Origin of the sequence: Rhodanobacter sp. FW021-MT20, assembly GCF_041107475.1 — a bacterium.
In the GTDB taxonomy this organism is placed as follows: domain Bacteria; phylum Pseudomonadota; class Gammaproteobacteria; order Xanthomonadales; family Rhodanobacteraceae; genus Rhodanobacter_A; species Rhodanobacter_A glycinis.
Map to the genome: position 1 here is coordinate 19073 of NZ_JBGBPX010000025.1, position 18009 is coordinate 37081.

At 64.4% G+C, this 18009-nt stretch carries 12 protein-coding genes; 9 read left to right on the forward strand and 3 right to left on the reverse strand.

Annotated features, from left to right (window positions below; all coding sequences use genetic code 11):
* Nucleotides 1-2: 2 nt before the first annotated feature.
* The 3 genes from AB7849_RS18050 to AB7849_RS18060 form a co-directional block, all read right to left on the reverse strand.
* Entirely contained in the window at nt 3-1277 is a 1275-nt protein-coding gene (locus tag AB7849_RS18050; protein WP_157617974.1) for a hypothetical protein, read from the reverse strand.
* Between the two features lie 42 nt (nt 1278-1319).
* Nucleotides 1320-4994, reverse strand: a complete 3675-nt coding sequence (locus AB7849_RS18055; RefSeq protein ID WP_369501489.1) for a methylmalonyl-CoA mutase family protein — start codon at nt 4992-4994, stop codon at nt 1320-1322.
* Nucleotides 4995-5433: 439 nt separating this feature from the next.
* The gene (locus AB7849_RS18060) at nt 5434-5661 is read right to left on the reverse strand and encodes a ChaB family protein (RefSeq protein ID WP_008207654.1); all 228 of its coding nucleotides are present in this window, start codon (nt 5659-5661) and stop codon (nt 5434-5436) included.
* 154 nt (nt 5662-5815) lie between these two features.
* On the opposite strand from AB7849_RS18060, the gene AB7849_RS18065 reads away from it, so the two are divergent.
* The 9 genes from AB7849_RS18065 (at nt 5816) to AB7849_RS18105 (ending at nt 17772) form a co-directional block, all read left to right on the forward strand.
* Nucleotides 5816-6613, forward strand: coding sequence for a M48 family metallopeptidase (locus AB7849_RS18065; RefSeq protein ID WP_008207651.1), 798 nt, complete (start codon nt 5816-5818; stop codon nt 6611-6613).
* A 609-nt stretch (nt 6614-7222) separates the two neighbouring features.
* Nucleotides 7223-7555, forward strand: a complete 333-nt coding sequence (locus tag AB7849_RS18070) for a YXWGXW repeat-containing protein (RefSeq protein WP_008210596.1) — start codon at nt 7223-7225, stop codon at nt 7553-7555.
* Between the two features lie 110 nt (nt 7556-7665).
* Nucleotides 7666-8034 (forward strand): YXWGXW repeat-containing protein, encoded by a 369-nt coding sequence (locus AB7849_RS18075; protein ID WP_008210595.1) that lies wholly within the window; start codon nt 7666-7668, stop codon nt 8032-8034.
* Nucleotides 8035-8570: 536 nt separating this feature from the next.
* Nucleotides 8571-9671, forward strand: a complete 1101-nt coding sequence (locus tag AB7849_RS18080) for a Glu/Leu/Phe/Val dehydrogenase dimerization domain-containing protein (RefSeq protein ID WP_092703201.1) — start codon at nt 8571-8573, stop codon at nt 9669-9671.
* A gap of 332 nt (nt 9672-10003) precedes the next feature.
* Nucleotides 10004-13219 (forward strand): autotransporter outer membrane beta-barrel domain-containing protein, encoded by a 3216-nt coding sequence (locus AB7849_RS18085; RefSeq protein ID WP_008209156.1) that lies wholly within the window; start codon nt 10004-10006, stop codon nt 13217-13219.
* Nucleotides 13220-13702: 483 nt separating this feature from the next.
* Nucleotides 13703-13972 (forward strand): acyl carrier protein, encoded by a 270-nt coding sequence (locus tag AB7849_RS18090; RefSeq protein WP_008209157.1) that lies wholly within the window; start codon nt 13703-13705, stop codon nt 13970-13972.
* Nucleotides 13973-13988: 16 nt separating this feature from the next.
* Nucleotides 13989-14762 carry a glycosyltransferase family 2 protein gene (locus tag AB7849_RS18095; protein ID WP_037098749.1) on the forward strand — a complete coding sequence of 258 codons (774 nt, stop codon included), beginning with the start codon at nt 13989-13991 and terminating at the stop codon, nt 14760-14762.
* Entirely contained in the window at nt 14750-15394 is a 645-nt protein-coding gene (locus AB7849_RS18100) for a LolA family protein (protein WP_008209159.1), read from the forward strand. Before AB7849_RS18095 ends, AB7849_RS18100 begins: the two co-directional genes overlap by 13 nt.
* A gap of 14 nt (nt 15395-15408) precedes the next feature.
* Complete coding sequence (locus tag AB7849_RS18105) at nt 15409-17772, forward strand: MMPL family transporter (RefSeq protein WP_157618024.1); 2364 nt, start codon at nt 15409-15411, stop codon at nt 17770-17772.
* The last annotated feature ends 237 nt before the right edge of the window (nt 17773-18009 follow it).

Consider the following 18009-nt stretch of genomic DNA (forward strand, 5'->3'; position numbering starts at 1 on the left):
TTTTAGAATCCAAGAATTAGTTGCTCAATCTCGAACGCATCGTCGGAGGAAAGTTTCACCAACTCCTTCTCACGCAACAACTTCGAGCTCAACAGAGATTCCACATACTCTCGAGATCCAGACATTGCACTAACAGCCTCGTTGTCGACTGACAAATCAGGTGCACTACCACCCGTAACTAGGTCATAGGCAATCTTCAAAGCTTCCCTGTTCTCCGGAGTATCAATAACTTTCAGTTGAAAATAGCCATTCGCTAATTTTTCGAGACGTGCCACACGATAGTGAACCAGTCCCTGATATTGCTCGGAGTAATCGGAGGTCGGACGAAGCTGCAAATCTCTGCTCAATGTATAGAGAACCGCGCCCGGACTTCTGATTCTAAAGTTATTCGGTAGGAGCTGCCCTTGGCGCACTGCCGAGACGACTGCAAGAGCCCTTTCATAAATCTCCCGCTTAAACGGAGTTATATTGGCAACACCGGGAGTTGGCGTAAAAAGAAATACGGACGTACCGGCATGAGTGGTGGTGATACTTGGAGGCTTGACCATTCCGTCCTGCGCCAAACGCTTCAGCAGTTTTATCCCATCCGCATCGACGCGCGTACCGGCAATTTCCCCTGTTTTTTCGATAAGCTGCACTGGCCAACCCTGCGCGCGCCTTAGCAGCTTGAGAGTCGCATTAACGCTTTTAGCTCCAACGCTGGCAACGTGATCTGCGAAAAGTTCCGCATTTTCCGAGAAATATGATGGATTCAATAAAACGCTTTTCGCACGGGCCCGTCTAGACACCAAGAAGCCGCCTTTGGTGCCTATTTCCACGCTATCGTCAAACGCTTTTCGTTCTGCACCCAGTTGGCCAGCCAATGCATCGGCGTTGTATGGTGACGATGCAAGGCGGTCAACAATTTCAAGGGTGAGCCCTTCAAACTCGTCGAGTTTTAGAGTATCGAAATAGCCGCCAAGACCTTCGTAAAGGTCGTCAAAGAATGGCACTGTAGGCAGTATTATTCTTGGTACTGTATGACCACCACCTATCCTAATGAACTCGATTTCCGCAAGCAGGCTGGCTATCCTATCGAATGCCAGTCTAGGAATCCCCAGAAGCGCTGCTGCGACAAACTTCGCCTGATCATAGTCAATAGCAGCCAACCCACGAATATGTAGTGCAAATTGCACTGCCATACCAATCTCAGGGATGGACTCAAATCGGGAAATATCCTTATCTCTGGTCGCAAGTTGAATTTCGTGGCACCGTGCGACCGCTATTTTACTATCCACCCCTGATTCTCCTTATTTATTTCACCCAAATATCTAAAGGAATCACATATTCCTCCGATACTCCCCCCCCACCTCATACAACGCATGACTGATCTGCCCCAACGAGTTGTACTTAACCGCCTCAATCAACTGCTCAAACACATTCCGTCGCTCCCGCGCCGTCGTTTGTAGCACCTTGAGACTGTCGGAGGCCAGCGAGTTCCGCGCCTCCCCATAACTCCGCACATTGGCAATCTGCGCCCCCTTCTCCTCAGGGGTGGACCGAATCAACTCGATCTCCGTGGCAATCTCCCCCGCATGATCCTTCGGCAAGAACGTATTGACGCCAATCAACGGCAACGACCCATCATGCTTCTTGTGCTCGTAATACATCGACTCGTCCTGGATCTTGCCGCGCTGGTACATCGTATCCATCGCCCCAAGCACCCCGCCCCGCTCGCTGATCGCCTCGAACTCCTTGTACACCGCCTCCTCGACCAGATCGGTCAGCGTGTCGACCACATAACTCCCCTGCCACGGATTCTCGTTGAAGTTCAGCCCAAGCTCCTTGTTGATGATCATCTGGATCGCCACCGCCCGCCGCACGCTTTCCTCGGTGGGCGTGGTGATGGCTTCGTCGTAGGCGTTGGTATGCAGCGAATTGCAGTTGTCGAACAGTGCGTACATCGCCTGCAGCGTGGTGCGGATGTCGTTGAACTGGATCTCCTGGGCGTGCAGTGACCGACCGCTGGTCTGGATGTGGTACTTCATCATCTGGCTGCGGCTGCTGGCGCCATAGCGCTCGCGCATGGCGCGGGCCCAGATGCGGCGGGCGACGCGGCCGATGACGGTGTATTCCGGGTCCATGCCGTTGGAGAAGAAGAAGCTCAGGTTGGGCGCGAAGTCGTCCACCTTCATGCCGCGGGCGAGGTAGTACTCGACGATGGTGAAGCCATTGCTCAAGGTGAAGGCGAGCTGGCTGATCGGGTTGGCGCCGGCTTCGGCGATGTGGTAACCGCTGATCGACACCGAGTAGAAGTTGCGCACCTTGTGGTCGACGAAGTACTGCTGGATGTCGCCCATCATGCGCAGGGCGAATTCGGTGCTGAAGATGCAGGTGTTTTGCGCCTGGTCTTCCTTGAAGATGTCGGCCTGCACGGTGCCGCGCACCTTGGTCAGGGTGTCGGTCTTGATGCGGGCGTAGGTTTCCGCGTCGACCAGGTCGTCGCCGCAGACGCCGAGCAGGCCCAGGCCCAAACCGTCGTTGCCGGTGGGCAGGTCGCCCAGGTATTGCGGGCGCTGGCGGCCTTCGTAGAGTTTGTCGATCTTCTTCTGCGCGGCGGCCCAGCGGGCGGCGTCTTCGCGCAGGTACTTTTCAACATTTTGGTCGATGGCCGTGTTCATGAACATCGCCAGGGTCATCGGCGCGGGGCCGTTGATGGTCATCGACACCGAGGTGCTGGGCGCGCTGAGGTCGAAGCCGGAGTACAGCTTCTTCATGTCGTCCAGGGTGGCGATGTTGACGCCGGAGTTGCCGATCTTGCCGTAAATGTCCGGGCGCGGGGCCGGATCCTCACCGTACAGGGTGACCGAGTCGAACGCGGTGGACAGGCGCGTGGCGGCGCCGCCCTGGCTCAGGTAATGGAAGCGGCGGTTGGTGCGCTCGGGCGTGCCTTCGCCGGCGAACATGCGGGTGGGATCTTCGCCGCTGCGGCGGTATGGGTAGACGCCGCCGGTGTACGGGTAGTGGCCGGGCAGGTTTTCCTTGCCGAGGAAGGTGAGCAGGTCGCCCCAATCCTTGGACTTGGGTGGGGCGACTTTCGGGATTTTCTGATGGCTGAGGGATTCGCGGTAGTTGTCGACCTTGATGACCTTGTCGCGGACTTTGTATTCGTTGAATTCGGCGGTGACCGATTCGAACAGTGTGGGCCAGTGGCGCAGTTGTTCGATGGCTTCGTGACTGAGTTCCTTCAGCGCGGCGTTGTAGCGCTGGCGCAGGAGGAGCATGGAGCGGTCGACGTGAGGGGACGCTTCGACTTCGCCCTGCGGGCTACGCTCAGCGCGAACGGTTTCATGTTCGTTACCAGCCGACCCATCCGTTCGCCCTGAGCGTAGACGCGCAGCGTCGGAGTCGAAGGGCTCGTGCAGCTCGGCGTTGCGGTACAACTCCAGCGGCTTGGGCAATTTGTCGTCGCCCAGCTCCTTCAGCGCTTCGTAGTAGTGCTGCGCCTTGCTGGCGAACTCGGCCTGGGTCTCGATGCCCTGGTTGATGGCGCGGCCCTGCTCGGCGATTTCGGCGAGGTAGCGCACGCGGGCGCCGGGGATGAGGACGGTGGCGCGGGGGGATTTGAGGCTGGTGTCAAGTTGCGGCTGCCAGTTGCAGCCGGCTTTGTAGGAGCCCACCCTGTGGGCGATCGCTTCACCTTCGGCGTTCGAGGCGGCGGGATCGCGCACAGGGTGCGCTCCTACAGCTTCGGCGCCGAGATTCAATTTCTCGCGCATCAGGCGACACAGGTTGGTGAACATCCAGGTCACGCCCGGATCGTTGAACTGGCTGGCGATGGTGGGATAGACCGGCACGTCCTCGTCCTTGACGTTGAACGCGGTGCGGTTGCGTTTCCACTGCTTGCGGATGTCGCGCAGCGCGTCTTCGGCGCCACGCTTGTCGAACTTGTTCAGCACGATGAGCTCGGCGAAGTCGATCATGTCGATCTTCTCCAGCTGGCTGGCGGCGCCGTAGTCGCTGGTCATCACGTAGGTGGGGAAGTCGACCAGGTCGACGATTTCCGAATCGCTCTGGCCGATGCCGGCGGTTTCCACGATGACCAGGTCGTACGGCTGGCTCTTCAGGAAGCCGATGCAGTCGTGCAGCACGATGCTGGTGGCGGCGTGCTGGCGGCGGGTGGCCATGGAGCGCATGAAGACGCGATGGCTGCGCAGGGAATTCATGCGGATGCGGTCGCCGAGCAGCGCGCCACCGGAACGGCGGCGGGTGGGATCGACCGCCAGCACGGCGATGCGCATCTCGGGGAAGGCATGCAGGAAGCGCAACAGCAGCTCGTCCACCACGGACGACTTGCCGGCGCCGCCGGTGCCGGTAAGGCCGAGCACCGGGGTCTGTTTGCCGGCCAGCGCCCATTCCTTGCGCAGGCGGGTCAGCTCGGCATCGTCGAGATGACCTTCCTCGATGGCGGTGAGCATGTGGCCGATGCTGATCTCGTCGCTGATATCGACGCGGGCGGGCACGCCGGACGGCTCGGCTTCGGCGCGCTTGCCGGCGGCGCCACGGGCGCGCGTCATCACGTCTTCGATCATCTCGACCAGGCCCAGCTTCATGCCGTCGTTGGGGTGGTAGATGCGCTCGACGCCGTAGGCCTGCAGCTCGCGGATTTCCTCCGGCGTGATGGTGCCGCCACCGCCGCCGAACACGCGGATGTGACCGGCGCCCTTCTCTTTCAGCATGTCGACCATGTACTTGAAGTACTCGACGTGGCCGCCCTGGTAGGACGACATGGCGATGGCGTCGGCGTCTTCCTGCAGCGCCGCGCGCACCACGTCTTCCACCGAGCGGTTGTGGCCCAGGTGGATCACTTCCGCGCCCTGGCTCTGGATGATGCGGCGCATGATGTTGATGGCCGCGTCATGGCCGTCGAACAGGCTGGCGGCAGTGACGAAACGCAGCGGATGAGTCTCGCGCTGGTGGGTGCTTGCGGGGACGTGCTTGGCGGGCGAGCTCATGGGGGACTCCGTAAAACCTTGGTGATCAGCCCCGTGATTCTAGTGGCTGGGGGCTGTCATCCGCTGACGCACTGCCGCATAAGCGAAGGCGTGCGTCGGTGCGTGGAAAATCGCCACGGAAACAGGGGCTGTCTCGAAAAACTTCGCCGGACACGTCATTTCAGCGAAAGCTGAAATCCAGTGCCTTTGCTTTTCAAAAGACTTGAAGTCGCTGGATTTCGGCTTCCTGATTGGCGATGACGCTCAACCCAAAAGACCGTTCGAACCGAGCGAAGCTTGCGTTGGCAAGCACAGGCGCTCCCTTCGACTCCGGCCCTGCGGGCCTACGCTCAGGGCGAACGGCGAGGTCTCGGCTGAACCTTGTCGCCCATCAGGCCCGGTCTACGCCGGAATGATGGCGTTATTCGAGGTTCCCAACAGGGCCCTCCATGTCAGCGCATCACTTGCGGTGCCAGTCGCCGTCGTCGCCCTTGGCGTAGTCCTTTTTCACGGCGGACCAGGCGACCTTGTGCGCCACTTCCTCGCGGGAATCGTCGCCGTCGCGCTTGTCCTTGTCGGCGTATTCATCCCAGGCGTGGTTGTAGGCCTCCTTGTAGATCGCCTGCGCGTGATCGGGCAGATGGTCGCGCACGGCATCGGGCAACTCGCTGGTGTGTTTGTACGGCATGGCGACGGACTCGGCAGCATCGATGGAACCAGTATGGACGCGCTGGCATCACGTCGCCGTCAAACGCGTGCATGCCCTGCGTGGAAGGCCTGCGCGGCGACCCCGTGCTGCCTCACGTTATGCTTGGCCTGTCGCCACACACGGAGGATGTTGCATGAAAGCGCGATCACTGACCCTTGCCCTGGCCACCCTGCTGCTGGGCGCCTGCGCCACCTCGCCCACGGGCCGCTCGCAATTGATGATGGTGTCCGATGCGCAGATGAGCCAGATGGGCCTGACTGCCTTCAACAGCATGCGCAAACAAGGCAAGTTCGTGGACGCGCCACGCCAGCGGGCCTACGCCACCTGCGTTGCCAATGCGCTGATCGCGGTGCTGCCGCCGCCGTGGAACACGCAATCGTGGGAGGTGCAGATCATCGGCGACGACAGCGCCAATGCGTTTGCCCTGCCCGGTGGCCGCATCGGCGTGAACATGGGCATGTTCAAGGTGGCCACCGACCAGAACCAGTTGGCGGTGGTGCTGGGGCACGAGCTGTCGCACGTGGTGGCGCGGCACGGTGCCGAACGCATGTCCGATCACCTGGCAGCAGAAGCCGCGGTAGCCGCCGGCACCATCTACGCCGGCACGCGCGGCACCAATACCGGCTATGCCGCCGCCGCATTGGGGCTTGGCGCGGAGGTCGGCCTGTTGCTGCCGTTCTCGCGCACCCAGGAAAGCGAGGCGGACGAACTGGGCCTGCGCTACATGGCGCGTGCCGGCTTCGACCCGCGTGCCGCCCCGGCGCTGTGGCAGAAGATGGCGCAGCAAGGCGGCAGCAAGACCCCGGCCTTCCTGTCCACCCATCCCTCGTCGGCGCATCGCGAAGCGGTGCTGGGACAGGAGGCGCAGCAGCTGATGCCGGTGTACCAGCAGGCACGCGCCAGCGGGCATGCGCCGAACTGCCGGATGTAGCAGCGTGGGTGGCAGAAATCTTCCGGGCTGCAAAAGCGTCTGCGTGGTCCATATTTCCATCGCTTTTTGGCCCATAGAACCACTATGGGCCGGCAAATCGTCGAAAATCTGTCCTCACGCAGCCACTTTTTCGCCTCGAAAGTTTCTACCGCCCACGCTCCTGGGACGCGGCCCCACGCGCGACGCATCGACATCACGCTTTGTTCGTCATTCCGGCGCAGGCCGGAGGCGCCCTTCAACAGACGGCTGTCTGGTCATCCAGTAGCCGTATGGCTTGGACAGGCGTGATCGCTACTGGATCCCGGCCTGCGCCGGGATGACGAGCCGGAGAGGTGGTCGCTGCCAGAAATGGAGTCGCCCCCCCCTTGTTGCATCTCGCGCAAGCGGCGCGGGTATTCACTCTCGAAGGACATCCCAGGATTATTCCGGACAGCAGTGGGCGCAGGCCGGGATCCAGTGGCCGTATGGCCTGGGCAAGCGTAGCCGCCGAAACCGAGTCATTCCCAGTACAAGCTGAACAAGGCTACGCACACACGTCAACACAGGCGCCGGTACGGCGTTTTCCGTCTTGCACGCCGCCGATGGCGGCCATGACGGAGAACACACCATATGATGCGCTTCCCCCGCAAGTTTGCCTTGATCGCCGGACTGGCATTCGCCTTCGGCGGCACGGTTTACGCACTGCCTGCCGCGGCCCAGGTCAGCGTTGGCATCGGTATCAATGTGGCGCCGCCGGCGCCGCGTTTCGAGCGCATGCCGCCGCCACGTCGCGGCTATGTGTGGGCCCCCGGCTACTGGCAGTGGAACCCGGGCTGGCACCGCCATGTGTGGGTCGCCGGTCGCTGGATGCGCGTGCACCCGGGCTATCGCTATCGCCCCGCCCGCTGGGTGCGCGGGCCGCGCGGACACTGGCATTTCCACCCCGGCCGCTGGGACCGCTGAACCCGCAACAACCTGCGAGCGGAGGTGTGCCATGCGGCACACCTCCGCCATGGGCTGCATCCCTACACTGCGCGCGCTTCATCCTTCCCGCTCCCAATCCAGGAATTTTCATGTCCCTGCGTCTTGTCGCTCTGGCCGGCCTCGTCGGCGTGGTCGTGCTCGCTTCCGGCTGTGTCGAGGAACGTCCCGTATACCGCCCGCGCCCGGTGCAGCGCGAGGTGATCGTCGAACGCCCGGCGCCCCAGGTGGTGGAGGTGATCGCACCGCAGCCGCCACCGCCGCGCATCGTGGAAATCGAACCACGCCCCAACCCCGGCTATATCTGGGTGCATGGCTACTGGCGCTGGAATGGCCGACGCTACGTGGCCGTGCATGGCCACTGGCGCCCGGCCCGCCCCGGCTACCGCTATGTGCGCCCGCACTGGGAACAGCGCAACGATGGCTGGCATTTCCACGTCGGCGCGTGGGTCTCGGGCTGATCGCCAAGCCTGTACAAACGCCGATATGGCCGCACCCTGGCCATATCGCGCCCGCCGGCCACGGGGCCGCGCGAACACTGCACCTCAACCACGGCCCCGAAGCTGCCGACTCCCGTTCGCCCCACGCGGCTGACACCGATGTCAGCCGCGTGGTGACGCGCCACCCACATCTGCGCACGCTTGTCATGCTGCGCCGCGAAAGCAGTGGCCTCGGCAAGGGACTAAAATTGACTGGATAAACTCATCGCCCCGGCCTCTAGGGGCCTGGGCGGTAGAAACTTTCGAGGCGAAAAAGTGGCTGCGTGAGGACAGATTTTCGACGATTCGCCGGCCCATAGTGGTTCTATGGGCCAAGAAGCGACGGGAATATGGACCACGCAGACGCTTTTGCCGTCCGGAAGATTTCTCCCGCCCAGGCTCCTACGCCTGGGGCTTTGAGTTTCAGGCAATGCCCTGGCGGGGCCGCACTGGATCGACCTTCGCCGCCTTCCGCAGTCGCTGTTTGCAGTGCTGCATAACGTGGAGTCAACGTTCCAATGATTTTCGAAACCATCGCCCAAACCGATCATGAGCAGGTCGTTTTCTGCCAGAACCGGGACGCCGGCCTGAAGGCCATCATCGCGGTTCACAACACGGTGCTGGGCCCTGCGCTCGGCGGTCTGCGCATGTGGCCTTACAAGACCGAGCAGGATGCGGTGAACGACGTGCTGCGCCTGTCGCGCGGCATGACCTACAAGAACGCCGTGGCCGGCCTGAACCTGGGCGGCGGCAAGGCCGTCATCATCGGCGATCCGAGCAAGGACAAGTCCGAGGCGCTGTTCCGCGCGTTCGGCCGCTTCGTCAACTCGTTGAATGGTCGCTACATCACCGCCGAAGACGTCGGCATCGACGTCAACGACATGGAATACGTGTTCCGTGAAACCGAATACGTCACCGGCGTGCACCAGGTGCACGGCGGCTCGGGCGATCCGTCGCCGTTCACCGCCTACGGTTCGCTGCAGGGCCTGATGGCCTCGCTGCAGGCCAAGTTCGGCAACGAGGACGTGGGCAAGTACAGCTATGCCGTGCAGGGCTGCGGCCACGTCGGCGGCGAGTACATCAAGCTGCTGCGCGAACAGGGCGCCAAGGTGTTCGTCACCGACATCAACAAGGAAGCGGTGCAGCGCTGCGTGGACGAACTGGGCTGCGAAGCGGTGGGCCTGGACGAGATCTACGACGTCGACGCCGACGTGTACAGCCCGTGCGCGCTGGGCGGCACGGTGAACGAGCAGACCATCGATCGCATCAAGGCGAAGATCATCTGCGGCCCGGCCAACAACCAGCTGGCCACCGACGCGATTGGCGACGAGCTGCAGAAGCGCGGCGTGCTGTACGCGCCGGACTACGCGGTGAACGCCGGCGGCGTGATGAACGTGTCGCTGGAAATCGACGGCTACAACCGCGAGCGCGCGATGCGCATGATGCGCACGATCTACTACAACCTGAGCCGCATCTTCGAGATCAGCAAGAACGAAGGCATCCCGACCTACAAGGCCGCCGATCGCCTGGCCGAGGAGCGCATCAGCGCGATCGGCAAGATCAAGCTGCCGCACATGGGCAACGGCACCCGCTTCCAGGGTCGCATGCGCGGGCAGTAAACCGCCGCGTACATCGTGGAACCACCCGGTTCCGCCATCGACGAGCCCGGCCTTGCGCCGGGCTTGTTCGTTTACGGGCTCCGCATGGCCGGTTTTGTAGGAGCGCACCCTGTGCGCGAATGCTCTGGCGTCCGCTCGAAGCAAGAGCCATCGCGCACAGGGTGCGCTCCTACACGCGAATCCGGCGAGGTTTTGAAATCGCCCCGCCGGAGCGACACCCGCCAATGGACCACCTGAAGCTTCGCCGACAGGTGGGGGATTTTTGCGCGCGCTCCGTTACATCGAAGGCGACCCGATCGGCGGGTCTGTCGTCTTTCATCATGGGGAAATACGTGCGCAAGATTCCGTACCGACCGCTGGCGCTGGCTTTGGCCTGCCTGCTTGCTCCCTGCGCCCAGGCATGGGCCGACAGCATTCCGCTGGACATCGTCCAGGAGAATTTCGGCCCGCAATACTTCTACCGGCTCGGTATCAATGTCGGCGTGAACGGCGCCAAGCCCGAGGAATACCTGTTCGACACCGGCTCGGATTCGTTCAACATCGACGTGGGCCTGACCGCACTCGGTGGCAGCGGCCCGGCCTGGTTCCCCACCCAGCCCGGTACGGCCACCGGCCCGCTGCAGTTCTACCTGTATGGCGACGGCACCTACGGCTACCTGCAGTCGTCCACCACCGTGGCCAGCATGCAGTTCTACAACTCCACCACGGGTGCCCAGGTGGCCGGCTACGGCACCGCGGCCGGTGCGCCGGTGGCAATCAACTACGCCTACGTCACCACCACCTCCACCGGTCCGGTGGTGGGCACCTTCCCCGACGGCACCACGCTGAAGATCGACGAGGATTTCCAGAACAACCTGGCCAAGGGCATCGCCCCGGAAGAAGGCGTGTTCTACGGCATCTTCGGCGCCGGCGATTTCGGCAACGGCGTGCCCGGCATGCTGAGCAAGAGCGGTTACATCGTCGAGGCCAACGGCACCGGCGTGGGACCGGGCAACTGCGGTCCAGCCTGCCTGATCGAGGGCCTGACGCCGGCACTGCGCGCACAATTTCTCACCGCGGTGCCGTGGATCGGCGGTGCGCAGGGCTCGTTCGCGCTGTCCGGTGCCAATTCCGCCAGCCAGTTCGACACCGAGTTCACCTACACCTTGTCGCAGGGTGGCCAGACGCTATGGAGTGCGACCTACCCAACGTTGTTTGATACCGGCACGCCGGACATCATGCTGATCGACAACGATGATGGCTTTCCGCCGGGCTCAGCGTTGAACCCGGGCATCACCCTGACCGCCACCGGCGCGGTAGCCGGCGCACAGGGTTCGTCCATCGTCTCGGGCGACCCCAACAGCGGCGACTACAGCAACGTGGTGGGTATCGGCCCCTACGGCGGTTTCCCGGACAGCGCGATCTACGGCATCTCGTTCTTCTTCCACAACGCGGTGATGTACGACCTGGAAAACCAGCAAACTGCCTACACCCCGTTCTTCGTCACCGAGGCACCGATCACCAGCAGCCTGGACGTGACCCCTGCCATGGGCCTGCTCGGACTGGCCGGCAACATTTCCGGCACCGGCACGCTGCAGGTGGAAGCCAACGGCGTGGCCAACCTCAGCGGCACCAACACCTATACCGGCGCCACCCGCGTGGCCGCCAATGGCTGGCTGGGATTGGCCGGTCCCGGCAGCATCGCGGATTCCTCGAACGTGCAGGTGGACGGCGTGTTCGACATCTCGCGCACCAGCCACACCACCGACATCCGCTCGCTGTCCGGCAGCGGCTACGTTGCCCTGGGCGATGCCACGCTGAACCTCACCGCGGCCAATGGCCGCTTCGACGGCAGCCTGGTCGACGGCGGGCTTAGCGGTGGCGTGGGCGGTCACCTGATCGTGTCCGGCGGCAGCGAACTGCTGACCGGCGACAACAGCTTCACCGGCCCCACCGGCATCGGCGCGAACGGCGCGCTGGTGCTCACCGGCGCGTTGACCGGCAACGCGATCAACCTCGGCTTGCTGGTGGACAACGGCCTGATCCGTGGCTCGGTGCTGAACAACGGTCTGTTGCTCGGCAACGGTCGCATCGGCGGCGCGCTGCAGGTCGATGGCATGGTGGCCCCCGGCCAGGGCGCCGGCAGCTTCCAGACGCTGGCGGTGGCGGGCAACTACGTGCAATCGGCGACGTCCCGCTATCTGGCGCAGGTCGATCTCGGTCATCCCGGCACATCGAGCCTGATCGACGTAGGCGGCCACGCCAGCCTGCTCAGCGGTGCCAGCCTGGCCGTCACGGCCAAGCCGGGTACCTTGTACAGCGTCGGTTCGCGCTACACCGTGCTCGATGCCGCGAAGGGCGTGAGCGGCACCTATGCGCTGGCCGGCGACATGGCGATCAGCCCGATCCTGGGTCTGGCCACGGCCTACGATGCACGGCACGTGTACCTGGACGTGGTGCAGTCGCGCCCGCTGACTGCCGTCGGCGGCACGCCGAACCAGGTGGCCGCACTGGGCGGCGTGCAGAGCCTGGCACCGACCAGCGCGCTGTTCACCGTGCTCGCCAACCAGCCCAGCGATGCTGCCATTCGCAGCGCCGCCGACCAGCTCTCCGGCGAAATCCACGCCAGTGTGCAAAGCGCCTTCCTGTCCGACAGCCACTACCTGCGCGATGCCGTGAGTGCCCGCCTGCGCCAGGGCAACGACGACGCCACCGCGGCCGGCCCTTCGGTGCAGGCCGGCGCCAACGGACAGGCGTGGTGGGGCCAGTTCATCGGCGCCTGGGGCCATAACGATGGCGACGGCAACGCGGCTCGCAGTCGACAGAACCTGGGCGGTTTCCTGGTCGGACACGACATCGCCATGGGCCAGGCCAGCCGCTTCGGCATCACCGCCGGCTACACCCAGACCGCGGTCAATGTCGACGGGCGCCAATCGTCCGCCAACAGCGACGATCTGCACCTGGGCGCGTACGTCGGCAGCCAGCTCGGCAACTTCAACCTGGGCATGGGCGTGGCCTGGACCCGGCATGAGATCAAGACGCGCCGCCTCATCGCCATGCCCTACCTGTTCGACGAGGCGCGCGGCGACTACACCGCCCATACCTCGCAGGCGTTCGGCGAAGCCAGCTACACCTACCACTTCAAGCGCTCGGTGCTGGAACCGTTTGTGCAGGCGGCCGGCGTGCGCACCTATACCGGCACCGTCCGCGAGCAAGGAGGCATCGAAACGCTGACCGGCCACAACGACCAGCACCGCACCTTCTTCACCACGCTGGGCGCCCGCGCCGCCACCTGGTTCATTGCCAACAACAACCGCATCACCGCGCACGGCATGCTCGGCTGGCGCCATGCGTCCGACTACGTCAGGCCGCAAGACGCGCTGGCCTTCGACGGCGGCAACAGCTTCACCACTACCGGCGCGCCGATTGCCCGCAACGCGCTGGCGGTGGAAGCGGGCCTGACGGCGCAAGTGTCGACGTCGGCCTCGTTCGACCTGTCCTACCAGGGCCAGGTGGCCAGCCATGCGCTGGATAGCGGTTTCCATGTCGGCTTCAACTGGACGTTCTGAAAACCATCACACAAACGCCCTGGATGGCGATTTCCTGAAACCTTTCTTTATGGGCGGTCGTTCATGACCGAGGCCGGCAAGGTGGTCCCCCCGACTCCTTGCTGGCCGCCCCACCTTCTTGTGGAGAGTCCGAACAGTCGCCCACCGGCGGCTGTTTGCATTTGCGGGCCCGGCCCCCGCCATCACCCCGCCTCGCCACAAAGCGCGCTTTCGCCACGGCCCGGGGCGGCGGGGCCGGCCAACCCATGCCACGATCCTGCTAGACTTCGCCCATCGCGTCATGTGCAAGGCTTTGCCTGCAAAGGCAAAGCGGTCGAACAGGGGCTTGCACCGGGGAACAATCGGCTCATGCCGATTTTCATGCAACGGAACCGGAACGGAGGACCACCTCCGCTGGATGGGTTGTCATGCCCGGCACGTCCTTCCGCCTTCGACCTCGCGCTACCGACGCATTCACGAAAAGCAGGAACAGGCGGAACCGTTATGAGCACCATTTTGGCAGCAGGGATCAGCGACGCGGAGATTCTGGGCAGACTCCGCGAAGTGCTGCACGAGACCTTCGAGATCGCCCCGGCCCGGGTCACGCCTTCGGCCCACTTGTTCACCGACCTGGAGCTGGACTCCATCGACGCGGTGGACCTGGCGATCCAGGTGCAGGAAATGACCGGCATGCGGATCAAGCCGGAAGACTTCAAGAACGTGCGCACCGTCGGCGACGTGATCGCCACGGTCCATGCCCTGCTCGGCCGCTGAGCCCGCCGCGCGCCTCATGCCGGACGCCAGCGACGGTTTCGCGCCCTGCGCGCTGATCCCGATCTACAACCACGGCAGCACCATTGCGCGCACGGTGCACGCCTTGCGTGCACATGGCTTGCCAGTGCTGATCGTGGATGACGGCAGCGATGCAGCCACCCGCGACGTGCTCGATGCGCTGGCGCGCGACGAGGCAGGCGTGCAACTGCTGCGCCTGCCGTACAACCAGGGCAAGGGCCGCGCACTTTCCGCCGGCCTGCTGGCCGCGCACAAGGCGGGTTACAGCCATGCGCTGCAGATCGACGCCGACGGCCAGCACGACACCGACGACGTGCCGCGCTTCCTGAACGAGGCGCGCGCCCATCCGCGCGCGCTGGTCTGCGGTTGCCCGATCTACGACGACAGCGTGCCGCGCGGACGCTTGTACGGACGCTACGTCACCCATGTCTGCGTGTGGCTGGAAACGCTGTCGCTGGCGATCCGCGATTCCATGTGCGGCTACCGGCTGTACCCGCTGGACGCCACCTGCGCCGAGATCGCCCGGGCGCCGCTGCCGGCACGCATGGACTTCGACACCGAGGCCGCCGTGCGGCTGGTCTGGCGCGGCGTAGCTGTACGCAACCTGCCTACGCGGGTGATCTACCCCGAGAACGGCTTGTCACATTTCCGTATGCTGCAGGACAACCTGCGCATCAGCGCGATGCATACGCGTCTGTTGCTGGGCATGCTGCCTCGGGCTCCGCGCCTGTTGTGGCGCCGATTCCGTGGAGAAAATGCATGCGTCGCCTGATCGCCCCCCTGTTCCTGAGCTGCCTGCTGCTGTGCGTTGCGAGCGTTGCCGCGCAAACCACCGCGCCCCAAGCCACCGCGCCTGACGATGCGCTGTTGCAACACGTGCTGGCCGAACTGGGCCAGCATCAGGCCGTGCGCGCCGACTTCGTGCAGACCCGGGCGAATCCCGCGCTGACCCAACCGCAGGTGAGTCGCGGCCAGCTGCTGTTCGTGCTCAACCACGGCATGCTGTGGCAGACGCAATCGCCGTACGCCGAAACACTGGCGCTCACCGGCAGGCATGCCGCGCGCGTCGACGCGCAAGGCCACGCGCACCCGATGCGCGACGCGCGCGGCATGGACCGCATTTCGCAGATGCTGCAATCGATGCTCGCCGGCAAACTCGACGAGGTACTGCGCCAGTTCAACGTGGTGGCCAGCGGCACGACGGCCAACTGGACGCTGCGCTTCACCCCGAAGCAGGAGCGCATGGCACGCGTGCTGGGCAGCATCACGCTCAGTGGTGACGCGTTCCTCGAAGGCATCCGCATCGCCATGCATGACGGCGGCAGCACCGACATCCGCTTCGCACACACGCGCGATGCCGGCCCGCTCAGTGCGCTGGAGCGGCGCGCGCTCGGCCTGCCATGACGCTGCCGCATAACATGCCATCGCGAACACTGAAGCTGCGCGCCGGCCTGTTCGCCATCGGCACGCTGCTGGTCGCCGCGCTGGGCGCGTATCTGCTGTTCGGGCGCGGCCAGGTGGCGATCCAGACCGACCTGCTGGCGATGCTGCCAACCACCGAGCAGAACCCGATGGCCGAAGCTGCCGTGCAGCGGCTGGCACACGCCAACGGCGACCGCATGGTGCTGCTGGTGGAGAACGCCGACGATGACCGCGCCAAGGCGGCCGCACGCGAGCTGGGCAAGGCGCTGGCACAGCACAAGGTGTTCGACTCGGTCATGGCCGAGCTGCCACCGTTCGACCTCAAACAGATGGTGGCGCCGTATCTCGCGCATCGTTTCTGGCTGCTCACCGATGCCGACCGCGCCGCACTCGCCGCGCCCGGCCACGATCCCGCGCAGGCATTGGCCCGTCGTTTGAATGCGCCGTTCCTCGACGGCGTAGGCACGAGCCTGCAGGACGACCCGTTCGGCTGGCTGCAGCACTGGCTGGACCAGCAACCGTGGAGCCGCTCGCCACTGCTGCCCGAAGACGACCTGCTGGTCGCGCATCGCGGCGACAAGACCTACGTGCTGGTGACGGCCACGCTGGCCGGTTCGTCCTACGACGACAGCGTGCAGCAACGTGCACTGGCTGCACTGGCCAGCGCCGAGCAACGCATCAGGCACGACTACCCGGGCACGCACCTGTCGCGCACCGGTGCGGTGTTCTACGCCGCCGCCGCGCGAGCCGGCGCGGAACACGACGTGCACATGGTCGGCTGGATCTCCAGCATCGGCATTGCCTTGCTGCTGATCGGCATGTTCCGCTCGCCCGGCCCGCTGCTGCTGGCCTTCCTGTCCACCGCCGTCGGCGTGATCGCGGCCACCACGGTGAGCTTGCTGGTATTCGGCCAGATCTACCTGCTGACTCTGGTGTTCGGCGCGGCACTCTTGGGTGAGGCGGTGGACTATTCGATCCAGTACCTCACCGCGCGTGCGAATGCCGGCGCGAACTGGCACGCCTCGACCGGCCTGCGCCAGGTGCGCCCGGCCCTGCTGCTGGCGCTGGCCACCTCGTTGCTTGGCTACGCGCTGCTCGGCCTGGTGCCGTTCCCCGCGCTGCGACAGATGTCGGTGTTCGCGATGAGCGGCATGCTCGCCGCCTGCCTCAGCGTGTTCGGCCTGCTGCCGGCCTTGCTGCAACGTCCGGCCCGACCCTTGTCGGCGCGGCCGGTGCGCTGGGCGCTGGCCTTGCAACGCACGGTCAACCGCTTCGGTCGCGGTGCGCGCGGCGCGGGTGTGGCGCTGTTGTTGCTGTTGGTCGCGCTACCCGGTTGGTGGCAACTGAGCCACAACGACGACGTGCACCTGCTGATCGCCCAACCCGCCGGCCTGCTGGCGCAGGAAGCACAGATCCGCGACATCACCGGACTCGGCAACGGCAGCCAGTTCTACCTGGTGCAAGGCGCCAATACCGAACAGACGCTGCAGCGCGAGGAAGCGCTCGACCGGCGCCTGCAATCGATGGTCGACCATCAGCAGTTGCAAGCCTGGATCGGACTGGCCAGCATGGTGCCATCGCAACAACGCCAACAGGCTGACCATGCCTTGCTGGCGCCGTTGATGAGTCATCCCGAGCGCGTGCGCGCCTTGCTTGCCGGTGCCGGCTTCCGCGCCAACGCCATCGACGCGTGGCTGGCGGCGTGGCCCGGCACGCCGTTGACGCTGGATGCCTGGCTGAAGACGCCACTGGCCACGCCATTCCGCTATCTGTGGATGGGCTGCAGCGCGCAAGGCTGCGGCACCATCGTGCTGCCGCAAGGCACCGACGACGACGCCACGCTGCAACGTGCCGCCGATGGTCTGCCCGGCGTGAGCCTGGTCGACAAACCGGCCAGCGTGTCGCAACTGTTCGGCCGTTACCGCCGCTACGCCAGCGTGTGGCTGCTGGCGGCGATTCTGCTGATCGTGCCGGTGTTCGGCTGGCGCTACGGCTGGCGCCGCATGCCGCGCGTGATGACGCCACCGGTGCTGGGGATCGCACTGACCCTGGCAACCCTGGGCTATCTGCATCAGCCGCTGACGCTGTTCCACTGGATGGCCTTGATGCTGGTGCTCGGCGTCGGCGCCAATTACGCCGTATTTCTGCACGAAGGCGAGCCGCACGCCGCGCACCGCCCCGGCGCGATGTATGCCAGCGTGTTGCTGTCGGCGATCACCGCTTTGCTTTCATTCGGGCTGCTCTCGCTCAGTTCGATGCCGGCGCTGCGGGACTTCGGGCTCACGTTGTTGCTGGGCATCGGGTTTACCGCATTGCTGGTGCCGGCGAGTCGGGCCGGCACGATGGATGCGGCGCCGTGAAAACAGTCCCCGTCCATCGCACGCCCTCAACGTCATTCCGGCGCAGGCCGGAATCCAGTGAAACATGTCGTGCGCAGCACTCGAAACGGGCTTTGTGCGCTTCGCGCGAGATATCCGACTGGATTCCGGCCTGCGCCGGAATGACGAGCAGAAAACCCAGCGACTTCGCGAGCACCCACCCCTCACCCCAACCCTCCTCCACCCGCAAGGGGACTTCCTTCGGTCGCCCACGGGGAG

Coding starts and splice junctions, on each gene's coding strand:
- AB7849_RS18055 (WP_369501489.1), bottom strand. CDS start 4,994: ATGAGCTCGCCCGCCAAGCACGTCCCCGCAAGCACCCACCAGCGCGAG.
- AB7849_RS18060 (WP_008207654.1), bottom strand. CDS start 5,661: ATGCCGTACAAACACACCAGCGAGTTGCCCGATGCCGTGCGCGACCAT.
- AB7849_RS18065 (WP_008207651.1), top strand. CDS start 5,816: ATGAAAGCGCGATCACTGACCCTTGCCCTGGCCACCCTGCTGCTGGGC.
- AB7849_RS18070 (WP_008210596.1), top strand. CDS start 7,223: ATGATGCGCTTCCCCCGCAAGTTTGCCTTGATCGCCGGACTGGCATTC.
- AB7849_RS18075 (WP_008210595.1), top strand. CDS start 7,666: ATGTCCCTGCGTCTTGTCGCTCTGGCCGGCCTCGTCGGCGTGGTCGTG.
- AB7849_RS18080 (WP_092703201.1), top strand. CDS start 8,571: ATGATTTTCGAAACCATCGCCCAAACCGATCATGAGCAGGTCGTTTTC.
- AB7849_RS18090 (WP_008209157.1), top strand. CDS start 13,703: ATGAGCACCATTTTGGCAGCAGGGATCAGCGACGCGGAGATTCTGGGC.
- AB7849_RS18095 (WP_037098749.1), top strand. CDS start 13,989: ATGCCGGACGCCAGCGACGGTTTCGCGCCCTGCGCGCTGATCCCGATC.
- AB7849_RS18100 (WP_008209159.1), top strand. CDS start 14,750: ATGCGTCGCCTGATCGCCCCCCTGTTCCTGAGCTGCCTGCTGCTGTGC.
- AB7849_RS18105 (WP_157618024.1), top strand. CDS start 15,409: ATGCCATCGCGAACACTGAAGCTGCGCGCCGGCCTGTTCGCCATCGGC.